Origin of the sequence: Rheinheimera aquimaris, assembly GCF_020531985.1 — a bacterium.
GTDB classification, from domain to species: domain Bacteria; phylum Pseudomonadota; class Gammaproteobacteria; order Enterobacterales; family Alteromonadaceae; genus Alishewanella; species Alishewanella aquimaris.
The window spans coordinates 881,896-904,014 of record NZ_JAJAVQ010000001.1; the positions used below are offsets into that span (position 1 = coordinate 881,896).

The 22,119-nt window shown below is 45.3% G+C and carries 21 protein-coding genes; 7 read left to right on the top strand and 14 right to left on the bottom strand.

All coding sequences use genetic code 11. The features are described 5' to 3' along the window. Genes pseG through LHL18_RS04060 form a run of 7 tightly spaced genes read left to right on the top strand, consistent with a single transcriptional unit; the run spans position 1 to position 6,412 of the window. Positions 1-1,044: a UDP-2,4-diacetamido-2,4,6-trideoxy-beta-L-altropyranose hydrolase gene (pseG, locus tag LHL18_RS04030; RefSeq protein ID WP_226765863.1), complete on the top strand. Its 1,044-nt coding sequence runs from the start codon at positions 1-3 to the stop codon at positions 1,042-1,044. Continuing rightward, on the top strand, positions 1,031-2,080 hold the full coding sequence (gene pseI, locus LHL18_RS04035; protein ID WP_226765864.1) for a pseudaminic acid synthase: 1,050 nt from the start codon (positions 1,031-1,033) through the stop codon (positions 2,078-2,080). The genes pseG and pseI overlap by 14 nt, the downstream gene beginning before the upstream one ends. 4 nt (positions 2,081-2,084) lie before the next feature. Then, the gene (gene pseH, locus LHL18_RS04040) at positions 2,085-2,672 is read left to right on the top strand and encodes a UDP-4-amino-4,6-dideoxy-N-acetyl-beta-L-altrosamine N-acetyltransferase (RefSeq protein ID WP_226765865.1); all 588 of its coding nucleotides are present in this window, start codon (positions 2,085-2,087) and stop codon (positions 2,670-2,672) included. A 12-nt stretch (positions 2,673-2,684) separates the two neighbouring features. Continuing rightward, positions 2,685-2,942 (top strand): acyl carrier protein, encoded by a 258-nt coding sequence (locus LHL18_RS04045; RefSeq protein WP_226765866.1) that lies wholly within the window; start codon positions 2,685-2,687, stop codon positions 2,940-2,942. Positions 2,943-2,957: 15 nt separating this feature from the next. Next, a complete protein-coding gene (locus LHL18_RS04050) occupies positions 2,958-4,241 on the top strand; it encodes an AMP-binding protein (RefSeq protein ID WP_226765867.1) in 1,284 nt (427 codons plus the stop codon). Further along, positions 4,238-4,963, top strand: a complete 726-nt coding sequence (locus LHL18_RS04055) for an SDR family NAD(P)-dependent oxidoreductase (protein WP_226765868.1) — start codon at positions 4,238-4,240, stop codon at positions 4,961-4,963. Before LHL18_RS04050 ends, LHL18_RS04055 begins: the two co-directional genes overlap by 4 nt. 6 nt (positions 4,964-4,969) lie before the next feature. After that, positions 4,970-6,412, top strand: coding sequence for a CDP-glycerol glycerophosphotransferase family protein (locus LHL18_RS04060; RefSeq protein WP_226765869.1), 1,443 nt, complete (start codon positions 4,970-4,972; stop codon positions 6,410-6,412). Here LHL18_RS04060 and LHL18_RS04065 read toward each other — a convergent pair. From LHL18_RS04065 to LHL18_RS04130, 14 genes are read right to left on the bottom strand one after another with little or no spacing between them, the layout of a single operon-like run. Further along, entirely contained in the window at positions 6,409-7,566 is a 1,158-nt protein-coding gene (locus LHL18_RS04065; RefSeq protein ID WP_226765870.1) for a glycosyltransferase, read from the bottom strand. The genes LHL18_RS04060 and LHL18_RS04065 overlap by 4 nt on opposite strands. After that, entirely contained in the window at positions 7,563-8,288 is a 726-nt protein-coding gene (locus LHL18_RS04070; RefSeq protein ID WP_226765871.1) for a formyltransferase family protein, read from the bottom strand. Before LHL18_RS04070 ends, LHL18_RS04065 begins: the two co-directional genes overlap by 4 nt. Then, the gene (locus tag LHL18_RS04075; RefSeq protein WP_226766004.1) at positions 8,285-9,370 is read right to left on the bottom strand and encodes a DegT/DnrJ/EryC1/StrS family aminotransferase; all 1,086 of its coding nucleotides are present in this window, start codon (positions 9,368-9,370) and stop codon (positions 8,285-8,287) included. Before LHL18_RS04075 ends, LHL18_RS04070 begins: the two co-directional genes overlap by 4 nt. Before the next feature lie 10 nt (positions 9,371-9,380). Then, a complete protein-coding gene (locus tag LHL18_RS04080) occupies positions 9,381-10,298 on the bottom strand; it encodes a hypothetical protein (protein ID WP_226765872.1) in 918 nt (305 codons plus the stop codon). A gap of 35 nt (positions 10,299-10,333) precedes the next feature. Beyond that, a complete protein-coding gene (locus LHL18_RS04085) occupies positions 10,334-11,572 on the bottom strand; it encodes a glycosyltransferase (protein ID WP_226765873.1) in 1,239 nt (412 codons plus the stop codon). 3 nt (positions 11,573-11,575) lie between these two features. After that, on the bottom strand, positions 11,576-12,859 hold the full coding sequence (locus LHL18_RS04090; protein ID WP_226765874.1) for an FkbM family methyltransferase: 1,284 nt from the start codon (positions 12,857-12,859) through the stop codon (positions 11,576-11,578). Between the two features lie 30 nt (positions 12,860-12,889). Continuing rightward, positions 12,890-13,852, bottom strand: a complete 963-nt coding sequence (locus LHL18_RS04095; protein WP_226765875.1) for a GDP-L-fucose synthase family protein — start codon at positions 13,850-13,852, stop codon at positions 12,890-12,892. Between the two features lie 4 nt (positions 13,853-13,856). Beyond that, positions 13,857-14,984, bottom strand: a complete 1,128-nt coding sequence (gene gmd, locus LHL18_RS04100) for a GDP-mannose 4,6-dehydratase (protein WP_226765876.1) — start codon at positions 14,982-14,984, stop codon at positions 13,857-13,859. Positions 14,985-15,005: 21 nt separating this feature from the next. After that, positions 15,006-15,635, bottom strand: a complete 630-nt coding sequence (locus LHL18_RS04105) for a DUF1796 family putative cysteine peptidase (protein ID WP_226765877.1) — start codon at positions 15,633-15,635, stop codon at positions 15,006-15,008. Further along, the gene (locus LHL18_RS04110) at positions 15,636-16,712 is read right to left on the bottom strand and encodes a glycosyltransferase (RefSeq protein ID WP_226765878.1); all 1,077 of its coding nucleotides are present in this window, start codon (positions 16,710-16,712) and stop codon (positions 15,636-15,638) included. Continuing rightward, the gene (locus tag LHL18_RS04115; RefSeq protein WP_226765879.1) at positions 16,712-17,722 is read right to left on the bottom strand and encodes a glycosyltransferase family 2 protein; all 1,011 of its coding nucleotides are present in this window, start codon (positions 17,720-17,722) and stop codon (positions 16,712-16,714) included. The genes LHL18_RS04110 and LHL18_RS04115 overlap by 1 nt, the downstream gene beginning before the upstream one ends. Further along, positions 17,722-18,138: a glycerol-3-phosphate cytidylyltransferase gene (tagD, locus tag LHL18_RS04120; protein WP_226765880.1), complete on the bottom strand. Its 417-nt coding sequence runs from the start codon at positions 18,136-18,138 to the stop codon at positions 17,722-17,724. The genes LHL18_RS04115 and tagD overlap by 1 nt, the downstream gene beginning before the upstream one ends. Before the next feature lie 36 nt (positions 18,139-18,174). After that, the gene (locus LHL18_RS04125; protein WP_226765881.1) at positions 18,175-20,985 is read right to left on the bottom strand and encodes a motility associated factor glycosyltransferase family protein; all 2,811 of its coding nucleotides are present in this window, start codon (positions 20,983-20,985) and stop codon (positions 18,175-18,177) included. After that, on the bottom strand, positions 20,978-22,102 hold the full coding sequence (locus LHL18_RS04130) for a hypothetical protein (protein ID WP_226765882.1): 1,125 nt from the start codon (positions 22,100-22,102) through the stop codon (positions 20,978-20,980). Before LHL18_RS04130 ends, LHL18_RS04125 begins: the two co-directional genes overlap by 8 nt. Positions 22,103-22,119 lie beyond the last annotated feature (17 nt).

Sequence of the window (22,119 nt, forward strand, 5' to 3'; positions counted from 1 at the left end):
ATGAAAGTACTGTTTCGCACTGACGCTTCTGTCAGTATTGGAGCAGGTCATGTTATGCGTTGCCTGACCCTTGCTGCAGCGCTGACAGAGCGTGGTGCAAGCTGCTCTTTTGTCTGCGCAGACACAACCGGCAACTTACATGATGCAATCCGCGCTCAGGGTTACCCGCTTTATATTCTGAGCAATGACTTACCTGATGAACAGCAGGATGCCGAGCTTACATTAGCCCGGTTAATTGAACCCTATCAGCTGCTTATTGTTGATCACTACAAGCTGGGCCAACATTACTGCAGCAAGTTGCGACAATACTGCCAGCACATTATGGTGATAGACGACCTGGCCAACCGGCAACACGATTGTGATTTACTGCTCGATCAAAATTTGCTGCCGGACGCCGGGCAGCGCTACAACAAGCTGATACCAAAGCACTGTATTACTTTAACTGGGCCGCGTTTTGCACTGCTAAGAGACGAGTTTTATCAGGTAAAACGGCCTGCTCACCCTAACCATATTCTGATTGGCTTTGGTGGTAGCGATGAGCAAAACTTAACCGCAATGGCAATTAAAGCGCTACAACAATTAAAGCTGACAGCAATTACAGCCGATATAGTAATAGGGGCAAATAATCCGTGGCGCGCTGAAGTAGAAGAGCTGGTAGCGAGCCTGCCCAATGTCCGTTTGCATGTGCAATGCAACTATATGGCAACCCTGATGTACCGTGCACGGCTCATGCTTGGTGCGGGTGGTGCCAGCCATTGGGAAAGGTGTATTTGTGCCCTGCCGGGTTTGGTTGTAACCGTTGCCGAAAATCAGCAGGCGACAACGGCTTATCTTGACCACCTTGGCGCCTGTGTCTGGTTGGGTCAGGCTGCTGAAATGTCAGCAGAACGCTTTGCAGAGCAACTATGCTATTACCTGTCCCAACCGGCACTGTTAGATAAAATCAGCCAGAGCGCTGCCGGCATTGTGCCGGCGGACGCTGGCACGCCGTTAGTAGCAGAGCAGATTTTTGCATTAGTACGAGGATTAAATGGCAACAATTAAGCTGGGCCAACGTGCCATAGGACCGGGTGAAGCGCCATTTATCATTGCCGAACTGTCAGGTAACCATGATCAGTCGCTGGATAAAGCACTGGCCATGGTAGACGCAGCAGCCGCCTGCGGCGCTGATGCGATAAAAATTCAAACTTACACTGCCGACAGCATGACGCTGGATATTCGCAGTGGTGACTTTGTGATTCAGGACCCGGGCAACTTATGGCAGGGCAAATCACTGTATGAGTTGTACCAGCTGGCCATGACGCCGTGGGATTGGCATCAGGCTATCTTTGAACGGGCAAATGCGCTTGGCATGCTGGCGTTTAGCACACCGTTTGACCTAGCGGCTGTTGAGTTTCTCGAACAGCTGAATGTGCCCTGCTATAAAATTGCCTCTTTTGAAAACAGCGATCATGCCTTGCTGGCTGCCGTTGCCAGAACCGGTAAGCCGGTAATTATGTCAACCGGCATGGCAACACAAACCGAACTAGCTGAATCGGTAGAGGTGCTCAAAAAAAATGGCTGTCAGCAGCTGATTTTACTGAAATGTACCAGTCACTACCCTGCCGATCCGGTTGATGCCAATCTGGCGACCATCCCCCACCTGGCCCAGTTATTTGATTGTCAGGTCGGGTTATCAGATCACACCGCAGGTATCGGTGTAGCCGTGGCAAGCGTAGTGCTGGGCGCCAGTGTAATTGAAAAACATTTTGTGCTGGATAGAAGTGAAGGCGGCGTAGATGCCGAGTTTTCGTTGCAACCGGAAGAATTTTCTGCTTTGGTGCAAGAGTGTAAACGCGCAGCAGTTGCGCTTGGCAAAGTAACCTATGGCGGCACCGCAAAAGAGCAGGCATCGCGCAAGTATCGGCGCTCATTGTATATAGCAGCCGATATGCAGCCGGGAGATATTTTCACTTCGGCTAACTTACGCTCTGTACGCCCGGGGCTTGGGCTTGAAACCAAATATTTAGCGATGTTGTTGGGTAAGCCTATCAAAAAAGCCGCCAGCAAAGGCACACCTATGAGCTGGGAGCTGTTGTAAGCGTATGACACCAGCAAAGCAGTATCCGACAACGGTGTTCCGGCCGCTCAGTGAAGCAGAACTTGAGCAGGTTTGGCGATGGCGCAACCAGGACGACATCCGGCGTAATATGCACAATGATGCGCCGATAAGCTGGGCGGAACATTTAGGCTGGTTTGAGCAATTACAGTTTGATTTGAGCCGGCGTTTCTTTGTGTTCTATCAAAATAACCGGCCTGTTGGTGTACTTAACTTTCATCAGCACAGCAGTGGTGTGCTGGAATGGGGGTGCTACCTTGGCGAGCATAATGTCTGGCCGGGTTCTGGCTTATTACTGGAAATAGCGGCTCTTGATTATGCCGCTATGCAAAGCGATCAGCATACGTTGTATGCAGAAGTATTATCTTTTAACCACAGCGTACTGAAAATGCACCAGTTATTTGGCTATCATCCGCAACCCGATTTGCCCGGTAAGCAAAGAGGCGACGAAGTCTATCAGGTTAAGGTATTTCACTACCCTTTGGCCGACTGGCGTGCAAACCGGGATGAAGTATTAAAACGTTTACCCAAACAAATTGGTGCCGCTGCGGCCTTTATTCAATTTAATCAGTAGCAGGTTTATAACGTGGAACTGGAACAACGTATCCGACAAACCCTGGCACAAGTGGCCATCATTGCCAACTGTCAGCTGACAGACAACATTACAGATGACACTGTACTGCTGCAAAGCGGGCTGGACTCACTGGGTTTCGCCATGCTGGTAGCGCAGCTGGAGGAAGACTTAGGCATAGATCCTTTCAGCCAAATGCAGATTGCGGTCTATCCCAGCACCTTTGGCGAGTTTGTCAGCATATATCGCCAGGCACTGGTTCAAGCCAGTTAACCGGCTGACCCGCATATGACTCTGCTGCAGAGGTTGCAACACGCTGATTATCAGGGGCCTGCTATCCTGGCGCTAACGCCTGTCAGCTACAAACAGCTGATAAACAATGCTCTGCAGCTAAGGCAACAGTACCCGCAGTTGCAACAGCATGCGGTTGCACTAACCTTCTCTGATCTTGACAGCTTTATCACAGCGCTGTTGGCGTTCGATGGCTGGTGCCGGGCGCTATACCTTATGCCCGATAATCTGGCCGATGTGCCGTCTGCTGCAATCCGCTGGCCATTAGCGCAAACACTGCCCGCGCTATCACCACAAAATCATACTGAACCGAGTCTCTGGTATCTTGCGACATCAGGCACCACCGGCACGCCGAAATGGATTGGCCATCAGGCGGGTAATTTAAGCCGTAAAGTGAAAGCAACCGCATACAGTAGTACGCTGCGCTGGGCTTTGTGTTATCAGCCGGTGCGGTTTGCCGGCATGCAGGTCTTACTGCAAAGCCTGCTATCCGGTGCCGCTATCTGCGACTGCAGCAATGGCGACATGAACTACCGTATTAGTCAGATGCAGCGCTATAACGTTAATGCAGTATCAGCAACGCCATCTTTATGGCGCCAGCTACTTATGACCGGACAGCTTAATACCCTGTCGCTTGAACAATTAACGCTGGGCGGAGAGATTGCCGATCAACCGTTGTTGGACACACTAAGCGCCATGTTTCCGCAGGCAAAACTGCTGCATATCTACGCCTCTACCGAAGCTGGGGTTGGTTTTGCCGTCGCGGATAAACAAGCTGGCTTTCCGGCTAGCTGGCTGGAAACCAGTCAAAATGGCTTAAGTTTTAAACTGGATGCACAGCAGCATTTATGGTTAAAGCCGCCCTGGGAACCGGACAGTAGCCTGGCCTCAAGATTGGATAGTGAAGGCTTTTTAAATACTGAAGATGTCGTCATGATACAAGACGACAGAGTGCATTTTTTAGGTCGCGCCAGCGGTGTAATAAATGTAGGCGGTAACAAGGTTCATCCCGAACAGGTTGAACAAGTATTGTTGCAATACCCCGGCGTGCAACAGGCTAAAGTGTACGCTAAGGCCAGCAGCGTGCTGGGGCAACTGGTTATAGCAGACATTGTTACCGACAGCACTGACACCACAACGCTGCAAGCTGCGCTGTTACAGCACTGTGTGCAACATTTGCAGCGCTACCAAATACCGGTGAAACTGAATTTTGTCAGCAGTTTAGTTACCAACGAAACCGGTAAACTAAGCCGGCGCCCGGACGCACAAGGAGCATCATGAATAAACTAGTCATTGTTACCGGTGCCAGCCGCGGCCTTGGCCTCGCTATTTGCAGACAACTGCTGCAGCAGGGTTATACAGTGCTGGCACTGGCCCGCACGCTAAGCTCAGACCTGAACGCTTTGACTGAGCAATATGGCAGTGGCCTGACGTTTGTCAGCGTGGATTTATCTGATCTTGATAATATTCAGCCACTTTGCAGCGAGATGATTAAACAGCACGGCAGGCCCTATGCGCTGATCAACAACGCCGCCGTCGGTTACGACGGTGTACTGGCGACCATGCATAACAGCGAGATTAATGCCCTGCTGAACCTGAATGTCCAGGCCCCCATTTTGCTGACTAAATATCTGCTAAGGCCAATGCTGCTAAACCAGAGTGGCCGTATTATTAATATTTCATCCATTATTGCCCGCACCGGCTTTAATGGTTTAAGCGTGTATGCCGCCAGCAAGGCGGCACTGGAAGGCTTTACAAAATCGCTGTCACGGGAAGTTGGCAAAGCCGGTATCACGGTAAACTGCGTGGCACCAGGCTATATGCAAACAGAAATGACCAACAGTTTACAAGGTAACAAACTGGAGAGTATAAAACGGCGCAGCCCACTTGGCCGCCTGGCAACGCCGGATGATGCGGCTGCAACAGTACTGTATTTACTTAGTGAGCAGGCAGCAGCGGTAACAGGCACAACAATTACTGTTGATGCTGGAAGTACGGCTTGATCTACGATGACTGTCGATAAACTTACGCCAATCTATATAGCACCAGCGAACCCGGCGGGAAAAGCACTGGCAGATCTTTTGCGGCAACAGGGCTACAACATTGCCAGTCTGGCAGACAATCTGAAACAAGGACAGAATATTATTAACAACTCAGCTCAGGCGCTGCCTGGCGCCATAGTTGTGATTGCTGCTGGCAGTTTTTTACATGCAGTTGCTGCTGGTTTATTGCTAAGAGGCTTTAATAAAAGCCAACTGTGGGTGGCAGATAGCAGCGCCAATATCAAAACGTACCGGCTACCACTTTCCTATCGTTTCAAACAAGCTGCTACAACAGCTATAACTCTGGTATTTAATACGTTACGTCGCTGTACTCCCCGGGCAGGCTACCTGTATTACGCTGAGGATTTCTTCGACAGCAACGTACTGCTTGCCTACCGGGAACATCGTAGACAATATCCGCAAGAAGCATGGTTATTAGGGCGAAAACTACGTCAGCAAATAACAGAGCTGCAAAACGATAGCCATGTGCTGGAGGGTTTATCTGGGGCTGGCTTTTGGCGGTGTTTAACAGCCAAAAAACTGATTGTCGACCATGAATACACAGGCAAAACCTTTAGCCTGCTGCGTCAGGCTATTCCGGTAACCCAGTTATGGCATGGTCTGCCTTATAAAGCGTTAAGCGGTAATATCCACTATCCGCATGTCTGCGATGAAGCTTTTATTTCCAGCTCTGAATGGTTTAACAAACACATATTCCCTAAGATTTTCCGTGCCAAACAGTATCTGGCATTGGGCTACCCACGCAATGACGCCTTGCTACAGCCCGCTGAGCAAAGAGATTGGATCAATGCAGAGCCGTTGTCGCTGCTGCGAGAAGTGCAGCAAGATACCGGTGACATCATAGTTTATGCCCCAACCTATCGTGATTGGGGAGACAATGATTACCCACTTGATTTAGCAGAACTAAATACCTGGTGCAAAACACAAAGGGTCAGCTTTGTGCTGAAGTTTCACCCCTTTATTTCACGCAAATTCGCCGACGCTATGCGTCTGGATAATCTCGATCAGCTGCAGCAATTACCTGGGCTACCCCATATTTACCTGTACCCCAGCGGAAAGAATGTCTATCCATGGCTGGCAGATGCTAAAGCATTGATCACCGACTACTCTTCGATTGCCTACGACTTTCTGCTTTCCAATAAACCCATTATTTACTATCAGTACGATATCGAGAAATATCGGGAACTACGTGGTGAAACTTTGGTTGATGATCAGGATTTTATTACAGGAAGCCTAGTGAATAATCAAGCCGAATTGCAAGTTGAACTGGTAAAGCAACTGGCTGAACGACCTGCTTTGCAACACCAGAAACTGCATTATCTAGTTGTAAAAATGAACGTGAGTAGCAAACTGGCAATTCCTGCAATAGTCAGATATGTCAGACGCTAATCGTGAAGCGTCTGTCTTTGATAAAACTCGAGAGTTTGCTGTATTATCCGATATAGTTGCTCTCCTAAACATGCTTGGTTTCTGGCGCCTCTCGAAAGGAGCTCATTAGCAGTTAACCTGATTGTGGGCTTTAATCTTTTGGACAACGCCAATCCTAATTCCTTTGCATCTCCTGCCGGGAAGAAATCAAGATGATCAGCCACAACCTCTTGATTTACCCTAATATCGGACAATATAACGGGAACTCCAAGTGAAACTGCATCATACACAGCGCCCCCACCAGGCCCACCTTCAAATAAAGTTGGCTGAATCAATGCCAAAGATCCTTTTAACAGCGCAATTTGGTCTTGCTTCGGGATGTGTCCTAACATTTTTACTCTGGAACGGATTTTTAAACTGTCTAATAGCTGATTCAATTCTTCAATATATTCTGGACGACGGTAATCCGCCAAAGTACCAGTACAGACAAGCTGAACATCCGAATCGGCCAAACCAGCAAAAGCTCTAAATGCGGTCGGATGATCTTTATGGATCCAGAATTGATTACAAAGCATGAAATACCGATCCCCAGTTCCGTACTTTTGCTGTAACCGCTCAGAAGAAATATCTAACCACGCAGGTATCGGATGAGGCGAATAAGGCAGCGAAAAAATTCGATTTGGCGCTACCCAGGGATAAAAACTCAGAATGTCTTGTCTAACCGCTTCAGAATTAACCAGTAAAGCTTTGCAATCCCTTAACCTGGCAGAAAATGCAGTTTCTCGGACAAAACACTCACGCTCAGAGAAATTCTGAAATAAGTATTTATGCTGAAAATCTGGGATATAACCAACCCATGGTACCGGAAAACTTTCTCCTAGATCTGAATTCACAGGAAGAACAATTGTTATTTGGTGTAATTTCAGTATTTGGGACAAATCGCTTTGACTAGAAGTATAAGACAAAGTGTGAATATCCCTAGCTTGAGTATGAGAGGTATAGTCCAGAAATTGTTCATATAATTCAGAATCTGAACTACCTTTCTTCACAGCGAGATAAATTGCAATTTCATACTTATCTGCAACGGCGGCAAGGCCGTTTATGATATGACGAAGAAAGTCTGCACCTCCACCCCATCCGAAATGCTCCGGCAACAGTGCCACACGCATTGTCATAATTGCTCCTTGCCTTTGATTGATAAATAATCAGAATATGTTAATACAGAATGGCCTTTATATTGGGCCGGAGGATAAGGAGGATAAGTCATTGCACGAATAAAACGCTGAACTTGCTCAGGGCTCCAATCAGTCTGGATCTCGCCATTATATGGACAACCTCGCCTATAATAGCGTCCACCTGCTGGCTGTACCCTTCCAAGCTCCCCGATTTGAACCTGTCGGATCACGTCAGGTAAGAAAACAAGAGCCTCAAACATAACCCGATAATATAATGAGCACTGAGTATCCCAATCATAAATTGGCAATGCTTTTTGCAACAGGATATTGCCCGTATCGATACCATCATCGATATAGTGGTAGCTAAAACCAACTTGTTTTTCATTATTTATAATGGCCCACGTCAAGCTACTACATCCCCGATAATCAGGTAATAAGGATGGATGCAAATTAATTGCTTTTCGCTTACAGGCATTCAACACTTTAGAGCTGATAATAAATCGATAATAAACACTGACAATAATATCTGGAATAAAAGGGAGATTTTTCTCGTCAATGGTTTGGGTTGTATAACTAATCCCACGTTGTTTGCACAAATCACGTAAACACGGAACGTGAAATGGCGCTTCGTGGGTGTACACAAAGATCTCAGAACTCTGTAATAACAACAGTTCCAAAGCGTGGCAACCAGCCCAATGATAACCACACAGAATGATCTTCATAAATAGAAATTCCGGATAGCATCTATAACCCGCATCAGCATAGATTCAGACATCCCTGGCCAGCTAGGCAAGTTCATTCCCCTGCAAGAGATATTGTCCGTAACAGGAAGTTCCAGCTCGCCAGCAGCATACATGGGCATTTTGTGAACCGGATTAAATAATGGTCTTGTTTCAATCCCTTCAATCGTTAGATGATGTCGTAAATCATCTCTTTGCTCAGGAGTATCTGCCAGAACAGAAAACATCCACCAGCTATGAGTCACATTTGGTTTAACCTGCTGAAAAGATAAGGGTAAATCCGCCAGTTGTTTTTGATAGTACAGAGCCAAGTCTGCTTTTCGACTTAAAAACATTTCGGCCCGCTCAAGTTGAGCTAATCCAATTGCCGCACAGATATTTGTCATCCGATAGTTATAACCAACAATATCATGCCAATATTCCCGGCCAGCCATTAACCCCTGCCCTTTCAGGTGTCTGATTTTTTTTTCTAACTCAGGTTGTTGGGTAACAACCATTCCTCCTTCACCGGTCGTCACCGTTTTATTGCCAAAGAAGCTATAGGTTGCGATATCTGAAAAAGTTCCGACATGCTGTCCTGCCAAATAAGCACCAAAAGCTTCAGCACAGTCTTCGATTAGAAACAACTTATTTTGGCGGGCAAACTGTTGTAACAACACCATATCACAGGGATGACCGTACATATGTACCGCCATAATAGCCCGGGTATTCTTCGTCAACAAAGGAGCCAACAGCTCAACATCTATCTGCCAGCTACCCGCTTCAATATCAACAAATACCGGCGTTGCGCCAACATACTGTATCGCATTCACAGAGGCAATGTAGGTGAAACTAGGCACTATGACCTCATCACCTGGCCCAACTCCCAACGCAAGTAAAGCTAAATGCAGTGCGACGGTACCGTTTGCGACAGATATAGCATATTTACTCTGAGTAAAATGGGAAAAACACTGTTCGAATTCCGTAACAAAGCGGCCCTTAGAAGAAATCCAGGACGTGTCCAAACACTCATTAACATATTTTTTCTCATTTCCCGATAAATCAGGCTGGTAGACAGGTATCATCGACTGCACGCTACAAATCCTCAAGTTGATGATTTCGGGTGTTGAACACAGGCATGCCACGAAGACTTTCAATTGCCTCACTTCCACGAGTGAAGGTTAATTGCCCTTGTTCGTCACGATGCTCTTTGAATTTTGCTAGCACATACCCCTGCTCACAAGTTAAGGCCTTTAAAGCAACCGCTTGCTCAGCTAACACAAAATAAGCGTTGTTACCTGCGCTGTTACAACCGACGAACCGATAGCCTTTCTCATCAGCCAACTGACAAAGTGCTCTTAGTGACGCGCCAGCATATAAGCCGCTGTAATGTTTTTTATACCGCACAAAGTCTGGCTCATATGGCACAGTAATACTACGTTTCGCTCCGAATAAACTGTTGTACTCCACGATCACAATGATCGGTCTGACAACGGTAATTGCTTTCCAGAGCCAATAATCGTTACCGTCAATATCAATATGTAGCAACCCAATATCGCCATTAAAACCAGAGTTTTCTATTATGGCATTGATATTTTCTGCTGTTACAAATTCACACACTGCGGACAAATCATGACGCCAATAGTTGGTAGTGTTTTTGATATATTGCACATTCTTTTCTGAGCCATCTATAACCAAGCCCTGCCAGTTATTATTTTCCAGTAGAAATCGGGTGTTAGATTCGTTGTAGTTCTCGACACCAAACTCTATAAATCGCTTGTTTTCTATTTTCAGTGTGTCGACCAAATACTGAATGATGCCATCATCACCAAACTGGGAAAATACTCTAAATTCAGCGTCCTGTAATGAAGTTACCGTGCCATGATTAAGTTTCGCCAGCAATTTTCCCAACAGCACTTTGCTGATTGCTCCCTCAATCTCAAGTTTGCGATTCAAATGTTTAAGTCGGTTCTGGATATCACTTTCCAAAACTCTGTCCCGTTCGTCGTTCATCACTGTCTCCGAAAAATTACAGGCCAAGTAAGCTATTACAAAGAGCGCCAGCTGATAACCCTGCAGCCGGGCAAAGCTGCGGTCAAACTATTTGCAACACTAACTTCATGAGGTCCTTCAATACAATTTATAACGATCTGTGGATTATAATGAGGCCATTGGGTGGGTGATATCACGGGCACCCCGTCTATATCTGCTAATTGAGAAGATTTCGAAACCAGGAATGCACACACTGCAATACCATGTTCTTTCAATAACTGACTGACAATGACAGATAAACTTGCAGAACCAAAGACAGCAACAGACTTACCGGTCAGATAAGAAAAGTCATAGTGTTCAGACAAAGCGATATTTACCAGATTCTTTAGATTTTTGTTTGTTTGATTTTGAGCAGTCTGTTTATCAAGCAGTACTTGCTTATTGTACCGGATAATAGCACTGACCACTTCACGATTTTCGGACAAGACCGCTGGTAAGCTGTCTTTGGCGTAATCAAAATGTGGATCGTAAGCTAAGGTAAATTCGGCACCGGCATTATGTGTCCCAGAGCCATCAAATCCTATATTTGTCGTCATCGCTTTTGTTGGATTCAGACATAAACCACCGTGTTCAAATATAGTGCTGTACCAAAACACCGCCCAAGTGTGTAATTGCCCTGATGCATTTTTTATAACTTGATCCCAAAAGTCATAAGCTCCATACAAATTAAACTCTTCAATATCGATTTGATCCCAGCGTTGAATTAAAGCCTGAGGCTCCCGCTTGTAATGCTGCCATCGGTCTGCCCAAGTTGCCCAACCCCAGCCAAGTGCTGTGCGCCACAAAAAGCAGGAAGGTAAATTCGCATCTGGTATGGGGAAGTTCCAGCCTGAGATATGCCAGACTTCTTTTTTGTTTTGGTAGAGGTTTAAAGCGTCATTCATAAAACGCAAAAAATGAGGACTGACTAAAATATCATCTTCCAGAACTATAGCCTGGCCATATTCGGCCATTACAGCCGTAATACCTGTGCTGATATTCTGCGCAAGGCCCACATTGGATTCATGAGCTCTGACTTCCACATTCAAAAAGCCGCTAACCTCATGGAGATCGCGGATCATAATCTCCTGTTTAAATCGATCATCCTCATTTCTGGGGCCATCGATTATAATGATGACATTAGATTGTGCAGCAAGCTCACACTTGACCAAGGCGTCCAAAGTCTGAGCCAGGTGGTCAGGTCTATTAAAAGCAAACACCACTACAGGCGCATATGAATTGTTCAGACAGGGCATAACTCACATCTCGGATGATGTTGATACAATTCGGCTATCAGCAAACAAATAGTCGTGGTGCGAGAATCGCTCTATTTGCTGATAGTCATTTGCGCTAAGGTAATTCTCTATTTCATCAATACTACGCGACTCAATCAGCATATAAGCTGGCCGATGTAACTGAAGATCCAGCCCTTTCAGAACCTCCAGCTCATAACCTTCAACATCTAGAGACAAGAAGTCAATTTTCAGATCAGCAACTGCCGTTGAAGCTTTGTAACTTTTTATCACCTCAGTCAAGGTTTTAGCAGGAACCTCAATACTGTATGTCTGAGTTATATTTTGCACTTTTAAGCCTCTAGCTATGTGCTCGTCTTGTTGTTCTTTTAAAGCACCATCGACCGTACTCATCAAATCAGCAAAATGCATTGTAATTGCACTGATATCAGCCGAAGGGACCAAAGCGCAATTGTAGACAGCACTCTCAGGTCTGTTCGTCACACAAGCGTTATATAATGCCGGAATAGCTTCAACCAGAATACCTTTCCAACCCAAAGCCTTAGCAAAGTAATGACTGTTGCTTTGCTTCACGCCATCGTTAGCTCCTGCTTCAATAAAGAAACCATCTCTGTGAAAAACGTACTTTTCCAACTTTTTATCTAAATCGTTTAAGGCTTTGTAATGAGACTCCGAAACGGGTTTGACAGCTTTGGGTCTGATAAACGTTTTACCCTGAGTGGTGTAGAGACCACGGGGAGCAAAAACTGATGTGATCCAACGGTGCTCAACCCGGTCACGGGCATAGGATTTTGACGTGAGTCTCAGATTCCCACGTTCAACCTGAGGCTGCTCGAAATGAATAGCGTCTCGTCCTTGAATATCCATTTCATTAATGAAATCTGTATATTTATACTCAGCGCGCTCACTGTTATCGAATACCAAAATAGCGTCTTCTGGCAGTCCGACCTGTAGTATATGCGACATACATAACATTCGATCCCGACCATCAATCAGCACAATATCGTAGCTGTCATTTTTGTAGCTCTGATGATAAGGGCGTTGCTCGCAACTCAAATTCAGTCGGTCATGATAGTCAAACGTTTTGGCCGTTTGTTGTACTTTGGATGACCAAGCTTCGTCGTGCTCGATACTCCGAACAATGCAACCTCTGGACAAAAAATACAGTGTTGAGTTGCCACATCCAAACTCAAACACCTTTACTGTGCCTTTTGCTGTTTTTCTTTCAGCAATAAAGTTATCAATAAACTCTGTAGCACCATCGGTAATCCAAGGTAACACTCTTAACATGCAGTCCGCCTATTCAGGTTTTCACTATTATTATTGTTGAAAATGTAGGTTTTTTTGATACCACTGCCACGTCATATCTAATCCGGCTTTCAACTCAATGCTTGAAACAAAGCCTTTATTTTTTAATCGGGTCACATCAAGCTTCTTAACTGGTGTTCCCTCAGGCTGAGAAAAATCAAAAAAAAGTTGCCCCTCAAAACCAGTTAATACAAGCAATAACTCTGCCAACTCCCGTATAGAGCAATCCGTTCCGGTGCCAATGTTAATATGCGAGCACATAGGCTCAAGCCCAGCCCAATACTTGTTTTGGACAATCGCCATCAAATGCAGGCATGCGCTGGCCAAATCATCAACATGCATAAATTCACGCCGGGCATTACCACTTCCCCAAATCGTAACTTCTTGTTCGTTATTTTTTATTGCGCGATAGAATTTACCTATCAATGCAGGAATAACATGGCTGTTCTGTGGGTGAAAATTGTCATAAGGACCGTACAGATTGGTCGGCATTACGCAGCGATAATCCCTGCCGTACTGTCTGTTAAAACTTTCGCACAGTTTAATGCCTGCTATTTTGGCTATAGCATAAGGTTCGTTCGTTGGCTCCAACGGCCCGGTTAGTAATGCTGATTCAGGTATAGGCTGTGGTGCCAATTTGGGATAAATGCAACTAGAACCTAAGAAGAGCAGCTTTTGCACATCTGCCTGATGTGCGGCCTGGATAAGGTTGCACTCGATGATCAAGTTCTGATAAATGAAATCAGCCGGAAAGGTATTATTGGCATAAATACCCCCCACTTTAGCAGCGGCAAGATACATTTCATCAACTTTACGCTGCTGAAAAAACGTCTTAACAGCCAGTTGATCCGTCAAATCCAATTCAGCACGGGTAGCGGTTACTAACTCAATGTTTGGCTGCAACTGAAGTTGTCGGCATAGTGCCCGACCAACCATCCCTAAATGGCCTGCAACAAACACCTTTTTGCTGACCATATGTTTATCCTTCACCACTTAGCGGGCAGCTAAAGCCATTATGTTTCAAAAATGCCAGTCGTTTGGCTTCCGCTAAATCATACTGGGCCATTTCCCGACATAAGGTGCGGGTGTCAATTTGTGGTTGCCAACCAAGCTTTTGCCTGGCTTTTGTTGCATCTCCAAGCAAGGTATCAACTTCAGCGGGTCGAAAGTATTTCGGGTCGATCCGCACAATCACATCGCCGACGTTAACAGCCGGGGCATTTTCGCCTTTGACGGCAGCAACAATAGCAACCTCTTCAACCCCTTTACCTTCAAAACGAAGTTCTAAGCCTAATTCGGCAGCTGTCCATTTAATAAACTGCCGGACAGAGTATTGCTGACCAGTGGCAATGACAAAATCTTCAGGTGTTTCCTGTTGTAACATCAGCCACTGCATATAAACATAATCGCGGGCATGTCCCCAGTCTCGCAATGAATCTATATTCCCCATATACAGACAAGGCTCCAGGCCTTGTGCAATATTTGCCAGCCCGCGGGTAATTTTACGGGTAACAAAGGTTTCGCCGCGACGCGGTGATTCATGATTAAACAGGATGCCATTGCAGGCATAGATACCATAAGCTTCCCGGTAATTAACCGTAATCCAGTAAGCATACAGTTTGGCGACGGCATAGGGAGATCGCGGATAAAATGGCGTACTTTCCTTTTGAGGTGTTTCCTGCACTAAGCCATATAGCTCAGAGGTTGATGCCTGATAAAAACGAGTTTTCTTCTCCAGCCCCAACAACCTTATAGCTTCGAGTAACCTCAATGTCCCCATCGCATCAACATCTGCGGTGTACTCTGGTGATTCGAAACTTACCGCCACATGGCTCTGTGCACCCAAATTATAAATTTCGTCAGGCTGAATTTGCTGCACCAAACGGATAAGATTTGAGCTGTCAGTCAAATCGCCATAATGCAGAAGGAAGTTACGGTTGTCAGTATGCGGGTCCTGATAAATATGATCGACGCGCTGCGTGTTAAATGAAGAAGAACGGCGCTTGATACCATGCACCTCATAACCTTTTTCTAATAACAGTTCTGCCAGATAGGAACCGTCCTGCCCAGTAATACCGGTAATTAAAGCGACTTTTTGATTAGTCATAAACACAATACCATTTAAGTGTCAGTACACTCTATCGAAGTTAAGGTTTTCTTCAGCAAGCTGAAACACCCTGTCCCAAGAAGGATTATCGCCCTTCCATGCCTCGCGGTTACCTACTGGGGCGTTTCCAACTTTTATAAATAAATATTGTGATGCAACCAGCTCATCTTGCAGGTTGGCAGATACCAATACAAAAGCAGTCTTCTTATTTATCTTAGAGAAAATCGTTTTCAGACTTTGCAATTCATCCTCTGCCTGATTTTGGGTAGTTATGCTGCTATCAGCCCTGATGACAACAGGCCGTGTTGCAGCTTGAAGGTCTTTTATCAGCTTTTGTTTAAGGTACGTGAATTTATCATGGGCAACGGGCAAGTGTTCAGCAACAAGTTTTTCGTCAATTTTATGTTCGCTATATTTGAACTCATGCTGGAATGCTAAACCGGAATATTTATCCAGCAGACGTATTCCATCATCTATAATTTCCCAATTGCGCTGTTGCAGAAAATGTTTGTCATCCTTTAGAAGAAAACTGTAAGAATCGCCACGAGTCACAAGCCAATCAAAAAAATAGGCCTCCGTTTTTCTGGTAACCCTTCTTATCTGATGTGCCGTGGCGCACCACGTACCACAGCTAAAATACGAATTTTTCATCTATGAACTCAGTATAATATCAGCATTGGGATGACAAAATGCTCGCCAGCTAACAACCGTTACGGCTTCAGTTGCTTCCTCAATTCTGCTTGATATTTCCGATTCGTGTTTTCCTTCAATACAATTTACTACGATATCTACAGCTTGCTTGTTCAGCTCATTTAAAGCTACGACCGGCAAAGTAAGCCCTTGTGGAGTATTCTCTGAACTGGATACAACGAAACAAACTACATTAATATGCTGCTGTAGCAGCAAGCACATAGCCTGTGACAACTCTCTTGCACCAAAAATAGCAACTTTCTTATTTTTGAAATTGCTCAGATTTAACTTCTTTTGCAACATGTTAAGTAGCAATTGTTTAAGATGGTTAGTATTTTGTGTCTGTAGAGCCAGCTTCTCCGGTAACTCTTGCAAAGCGTCATCACCATATAACAACTCATCTATCATTGCATGCTGTCGCATCATGGCGACTTTATTATCATTACTACTACTCATGCCCTGTAAGCTGAACTTCGCTACGGCTCGGTCTGTAACCAGCCCAGTTGTGTGCTGCATTACTTTTTTCATAAAGTACATATCAGCACCAATAGTAAAGCATTCATTAAAGCCGCCGAACTGCGCAAACAACTCTCGTCGGCAAAAAAAGCCTTGATGACAAGGTTTTCTTTCTATCTGATCGGAACCTTTCGCCACAGTAAAATAACTGGCACCTGTTGCAGAATCGTGAAATAAAACAGATCCTAAATAGTATTGATACGCGGGCGAAAACTCAGATATTACATTTGCGACCGTATTATCATCGTACAGACAGTCATCAGAATTCAGAAAATAAACAACATCACCAGTTGCCAAGCCGATGCCCCTGTTAAAAGCATGATAAATTCCTCTGTCTTTTGCAGAGACAACCTGGCTGATATGCGGATAGCTGGAAACTATCGCCAGTGTAGAGTCGCTGGAGCGCCCATCGACAATAATATGCTCGATATTCGCAACGGTACTCTGCTGGGCAACACTGTCAAGGCACGCCCGTAGCGTTTTTTCACTGTTCCAAGTTGCAGTAATAATAGAAACTTTCATCAGGCAATCACCATAAAATCAGTCCATTCCCGCCATCCAGCCTCAATAAAAAACTGACTCAGCTCATTTCTGACAGGTTGGGCAGCTATAATCACACCTTTGGGTACACTTTGATTCAACGCTAGAACAGCAAAAGAACCTACATCTGGCAGTTCAATGGAGCCTGCAGTTCTGTCAATAAAGCCAGCACATTCAATATTGTGCTGACGTAAACATTGCAAGAGTGCTTTAGCTAAAGCTCCGGTGCCATATAACCATAACTGACCATGCAGCTTTGCCAGCTGATTAAGCTCAGATATTTTTAACCGGCATAGAGTGTCTGCAAAATGCATAGCTGAATCGGGTTTCGTTGTCACTGAAGAATTGCTCAGCCTCATCTGCACCAGCTTTTCAGGGACGCAACCAATTTTGATTCCTGCTTTAACGGCACGGAAAAATAAACTGTAATCTTCCCCAACGCGCACTGGTTCATATCCAAGAGTCTTTACTACGTCACTGTAAGCAAAGTAACTGGTATGAATAACACAGCTATACCGCATTAACGTTGTAGAAATCAGCTCAGGTGTATTGATGCTGTTATGTTCTCGTTCTCGTACTCGACGAAACTCATGAAACCGCTCACTGTCTGCAACTTCGCTGTCTTCGGTGAAATATTCAAAATAACTCTTAACAATACTTAATTCAGGATGTTGACCTAGATAACCTAATTGAAGCTCAAAACGTTCAGGAACAGAAATATCGTCAGAATCGACTTTGGCAATATAGCGAGTGTTTATCAAACTTAATGCTTGATTAAGCCTGTAGCCCACACCTTTATTTTCTTCGTGTTCAATTAACCTGATCCGTTCATCGTTATATTGCTTAATAATATCAACCGTGTTGTCCGTCGAGCCGTCATCGAGGATGAGGAATTCAAAATCACTATATGTCTGAGCCAGAATGCTATCCATAGTAGCTCGCAGATGAGACGCGCTATTGTAGGTTGTCATCAGGGCGGTAATCTGCGGCATTAATTCAGCTCCTGATTAAGTTGACTCAGTACTGCCATCGCTTGCTTAATAGCTGTTGATGAAATACTCCTTGTGCGAGGTAAATAAATGACGTCACAGTAAGCTTTCAAGTCGTCAAATTTTCCGTTCCAGTCATCACCCATAACGAAAACATCTACCTGGTATTTCTGAATATCTTCAACCTTTTGTTGCCAGCTTTGCTCTGGCACAACTAAATCAACATGACGACAACTCTCTAACACTTTCACTCTATGCTCAAACGGCACTATTGTCGTTTTATTTTTCTCACTGAAATTAAACTCGTCTGTTGATACACCAACAATCAGCTGGTCCCCCAGTGCTTTGGCCCGTTGCAGTAAATTCACGTGACCAACATGAAATAAATCAAAGGTGCCATAAGTTAGAACTGTCTTCATAAACCACTGCTCCCTTTGAATTAGTATCTACATCGACTAGCGTGTGTTGCTTCGAATTAACTTAGTGTATGGCACGGCAAATGAAACCTCATCACACTTTAACGGCTCCTCGAGATAAGAGTTTAGTGCTTCTATCAGATATTCTTTCCACACCCTTAAAACATCATTGAAGCTGTCTAACTGGCCGTTGTTATCCTGCTCAGTAGTAACGAGCTTAAGCATTATCGCAGAGAAATAATTCGCACTACCGTTTAGTAGAATGAACGCGGGATTACCGGCCTCTAACTTGGTTTTGAGCAAAAACGCCCATTGTTTATCAATCAATTTTATTGCCTGCTGCTCTGTAACAACATCTTCTGACAACAAGTCAAGCCAAGCTCCAACAGTTGTCTTCAGCATGGTCAAATCCAACTGTTTAACTATTTGCTGTGGCAATTCGTTATGTAAACGCTGATAACCACTAGCGACCATTTGAAGCAGTAACTGTTGTTTATCTTCAGTTACTGGTGGCAGTAAGATATTGTCTGGTATTAGGGGCACGGCGCCGGCTATCTTTACGCCGTTACTACAGTTATAAACTTCACTGCGCCGGCCGCTTTGAGCTATCGACTGCTCTAAAAGCTTGCGCGATACGTCAAATTCCGGTTTGGTAAATACCCAATCTAAAAAATTACCTTTTGCAGGTAAACCGCCACCATGTGCTTTCTGATAGTCATATATCTGCGAACCATCTTGTTTGTAATACGCGGATGAACGTGAGTGATGGTAGTTTATATCGACAAAACCAAGATCCACACCGAACAGGTATATATTTTCAAACCCTAGTCGCAGCACCATGTTCATCACCATATTAGTAACCGTTGGGTAGGCAAATGACAACGACTCGGTTTGTATATTGTTAGCTTTTAGCGCGGCCTGAAACAACTGAGTAGATGCTTCACCGTCTTTAAAACACAGCAATGTATCTTTAAACAGGGTCATCGTATCGGGATGCACACCATTAACGCTTACTAACGTGATTTGTTTAAGATATTCAGGATCTTCGACCTGGCTGACCCATTCATAAGTCGCGCGATTTTGTTCCAGCTCAGCATGAAAATCAGGCTTAATACCGTGCTGATGTAAGGCTTTGAGCGCGGTGCCACAGCTGATAATCACAACCTGATCTTTATACTGATGTAAATAGTCAAAACATTGATCCAGGCTTGGTCCATTACCAACGATAAATACCGGCAATTGTTGAAAAGCATGTCGTTGCAGACCAAAGCCTTGCCGCAATACACCCGCACCATCAGTGAAGTTGCCATAGGTGTGGGCGATACCAAAACGGGCGTGATCAAAATACTCCCCAATGGCCAGTACCACGCGTAAGTTGTCGCGCAATTCACTGATGGCTTTATTCATCGGATGGTTATAGTAGCTGGTCAATAAGTGAGTGTTGGCGATACTAAAAGCACCGACCTGATAGAACTGACGCATCAGATCTAAAAAGTATTCACTGCCATCACCACCAAGGTTAAGGTATAAACGCCCGCCTTGTTCAGCAATCTGATCAAACAACGCCGCCCAATCGGTGGTATGTAAGCTGGCAGAAAAAAAGTCCAGATTAGGCTCACACAGATACAGATGCTTAACCTGGTGCTGCTGAAGCAGCAATTTAACATGCTCGCCCAGCGCAATACCAAACAGGATCAGCGAGTCGAGCTCATTGGGTAATTGCGAGCGCTTTTTTACCGAGCGTTCCAGTATTGGCATCAGTTGCCTGACTTTCTGATTGTGCAGATAACTGCGCAGTTTATAACCTGGCTTACTGCCAATCATGACATCATCCTGAAACGGATGCAGGCTAAAATCGCTAATCAGTTGCTCAGAGTCTTTCTGATAATCCTGATAGAACAGCACCTGTCGTTCACCATGGTATAAATTGGCTTTGCCATCACTGTCTTTAACCAGTTGCCAGTGCCGGCTTTTGTGTTGCGTTATCGCACTATGTACCTGGGGATAGTACTTTTGCAAAGCAGCAAGGTTCTTTTGGTACAGGGTTTGATCCTGATACGCCGATACCTGCGCTATGCCAAGAGGGTCACCATGGCGCGCATCTACCTCATCGTACAAATCGCTGTAAGCATGAAAGTGTAATTTACTGTTGAGCAACATAGCACTGTTACCTGAGTACTGCTGCAAATGGTGCTTAACTTTGTCCATTACCGGGTGACTATAATGCCGGTACAATGCGAACTGCTCGAAGTTCACCGCAGCCTGAAGCTCAGCCAGGTCAGAAGGTAAACCACTGCCATCCTGCCCCACCTGTAAGTACAACGCTGTACCTTTACTCTGCGCCAGACGCAAAATAGCAGCCCAGTCGGCGGTTTGCACGGAGCAAGCCAGAATGTCAGTGTCCGGCTCATAAATAATCAGGTGTTTTATATTAGCGCGATGAAGTAAAGGCAGCAATTGATAGCCAAACCCCAGCCCCAGCATCACTACCACCTCTGTTTTATCAGACAAAGGCTGGTAAGGCTCAGATACGGGTTCAGACAGATATATCAATGGCGCCCGCTGGAGAAAGGCGTGAACTTCCCGCTTTGCGGCAACAAATGGATCATCCGGGTAAAGTACCTGACCAACTGAGAAATCGACAATATTCAGATAGCCGGCTTTTTCACACAACAACGAATATCGTTGTGACTGGTAGCCCCTGAGTAGATCGGCAATTGCCGGAATATACTGACGAAAAGCCTGCAAATTATGCTGTAACTGCTGGTGCAGTATCGGTGCAAAACGGCTTTCTAACTGCTGCTGCTCTGCACTGTCGGTAAAAACTCGGTAACCTGCACTTTTATACATAAGACTGATAATTCTCTGGCGCTTCTGACGAAAAACACAGATTAAGCAAGGTTTGTGCCCGGCTTGACCAGGTATCGCAGGTTTGTGTTAATTGCTGGCTTTGCTGCAACTGACTCAGATAGTCGCCCTCTGCCTGCTCCGACAGCACCTTAATCTGCTGCACCTGGTCAAACAGCTTTACACCACCTGTTTGGCCGTATTTAGCACGTAAAAAAGCTTGCTGCGGGCACAGCACTTGCGTCCCTTGCTGCAAGCCATACACAATGCGCTCATGCAGCCCTTCGCGAAACCCAGGATTGTGATGCAAAATAAAACGGCTTTGCGCCATCAATGGCAATAACTGGCTGAAACTCAGCGCTGGCAGATAACTGTGCCTGTCATAACAGCGCCCCGCCTGCCAGCCATTGCCAACGATTGTCAGGGCAATGTTGTGCTCTGCGCACTCTTTTATCAGCCGATTACGTTTTATTGTTCTGAGCAGATTATCGCACAGCAGTAATAACGAAATAACGCTGTGTTGTTGCAACACGTTATTTGCAACCTTATCAAGCTGCAGTGCCTGCATCACATCGATCAAATCCGTTGTATCACTGTCAGTTAATAGCCGTGCAATATCCGGAGCCTGCTGAGACAACTGGTTAAGGAGTACGGTTTCATCTGCGCCACTTGCCGCAAACAGTATGCCCTGTTTTTGACTAAGGTTTGTTGGCACAACCATCTGTTGCTCTGTCGCATGAGGGAAAAAGCTGGCACTAAGCCCCAGTCGCTGGCAAAAACCAACATGTGAATTATCGACACACAACACCTCAGGCGTTGCAGCTATCAAACGGCTAAAGTGATATACAGGGTGATCAAGCAACCAGGTAATAAAGCGCGGACGAGCCTCTGAAGGCAAAGCACTTATAAGTTCAGCCCCGATAGCGTTTACCGAAAATACAATGTCTGTGTGTTGTCTTTGTATCTGCGACAGTGCTTGCTCTCCATTCTCTGGCCGGGATATATCCAGCTCCACGACATTAACAGCGCCAGACTGACTAAGCACAGCAGACAAAGATGCAACAAAATGCCTGGCGACTTCATATTGCGCCTGCCCTTGCAGAATTAAAATTGTAGGCATAGCGGCCTCATTGCGAA

Coding starts and splice junctions, on each gene's coding strand:
- pseG (WP_226765863.1), top strand. CDS start 1: ATGAAAGTACTGTTTCGCACTGACGCTTCTGTCAGTATTGGAGCAGGT.
- pseI (WP_226765864.1), top strand. CDS start 1,031: ATGGCAACAATTAAGCTGGGCCAACGTGCCATAGGACCGGGTGAAGCG.
- pseH (WP_226765865.1), top strand. CDS start 2,085: ATGACACCAGCAAAGCAGTATCCGACAACGGTGTTCCGGCCGCTCAGT.
- LHL18_RS04050 (WP_226765867.1), top strand. CDS start 2,958: ATGACTCTGCTGCAGAGGTTGCAACACGCTGATTATCAGGGGCCTGCT.
- LHL18_RS04055 (WP_226765868.1), top strand. CDS start 4,238: ATGAATAAACTAGTCATTGTTACCGGTGCCAGCCGCGGCCTTGGCCTC.
- LHL18_RS04060 (WP_226765869.1), top strand. CDS start 4,970: ATGACTGTCGATAAACTTACGCCAATCTATATAGCACCAGCGAACCCG.
- LHL18_RS04065 (WP_226765870.1), bottom strand. CDS start 7,566: ATGACAATGCGTGTGGCACTGTTGCCGGAGCATTTCGGATGGGGTGGA.
- LHL18_RS04070 (WP_226765871.1), bottom strand. CDS start 8,288: ATGAAGATCATTCTGTGTGGTTATCATTGGGCTGGTTGCCACGCTTTG.
- LHL18_RS04075 (WP_226766004.1), bottom strand. CDS start 9,370: ATGATACCTGTCTACCAGCCTGATTTATCGGGAAATGAGAAAAAATAT.
- LHL18_RS04080 (WP_226765872.1), bottom strand. CDS start 10,298: ATGAACGACGAACGGGACAGAGTTTTGGAAAGTGATATCCAGAACCGA.
- LHL18_RS04085 (WP_226765873.1), bottom strand. CDS start 11,572: ATGCCCTGTCTGAACAATTCATATGCGCCTGTAGTGGTGTTTGCTTTT.
- LHL18_RS04090 (WP_226765874.1), bottom strand. CDS start 12,859: ATGTTAAGAGTGTTACCTTGGATTACCGATGGTGCTACAGAGTTTATT.
- LHL18_RS04095 (WP_226765875.1), bottom strand. CDS start 13,852: ATGGTCAGCAAAAAGGTGTTTGTTGCAGGCCATTTAGGGATGGTTGGT.
- gmd (WP_226765876.1), bottom strand. CDS start 14,984: ATGACTAATCAAAAAGTCGCTTTAATTACCGGTATTACTGGGCAGGAC.
- LHL18_RS04105 (WP_226765877.1), bottom strand. CDS start 15,635: ATGAAAAATTCGTATTTTAGCTGTGGTACGTGGTGCGCCACGGCACAT.
- LHL18_RS04110 (WP_226765878.1), bottom strand. CDS start 16,712: ATGAAAGTTTCTATTATTACTGCAACTTGGAACAGTGAAAAAACGCTA.
- LHL18_RS04115 (WP_226765879.1), bottom strand. CDS start 17,722: ATGCCGCAGATTACCGCCCTGATGACAACCTACAATAGCGCGTCTCAT.
- tagD (WP_226765880.1), bottom strand. CDS start 18,138: ATGAAGACAGTTCTAACTTATGGCACCTTTGATTTATTTCATGTTGGT.
- LHL18_RS04125 (WP_226765881.1), bottom strand. CDS start 20,985: ATGTATAAAAGTGCAGGTTACCGAGTTTTTACCGACAGTGCAGAGCAG.
- LHL18_RS04130 (WP_226765882.1), bottom strand. CDS start 22,102: ATGCCTACAATTTTAATTCTGCAAGGGCAGGCGCAATATGAAGTCGCC.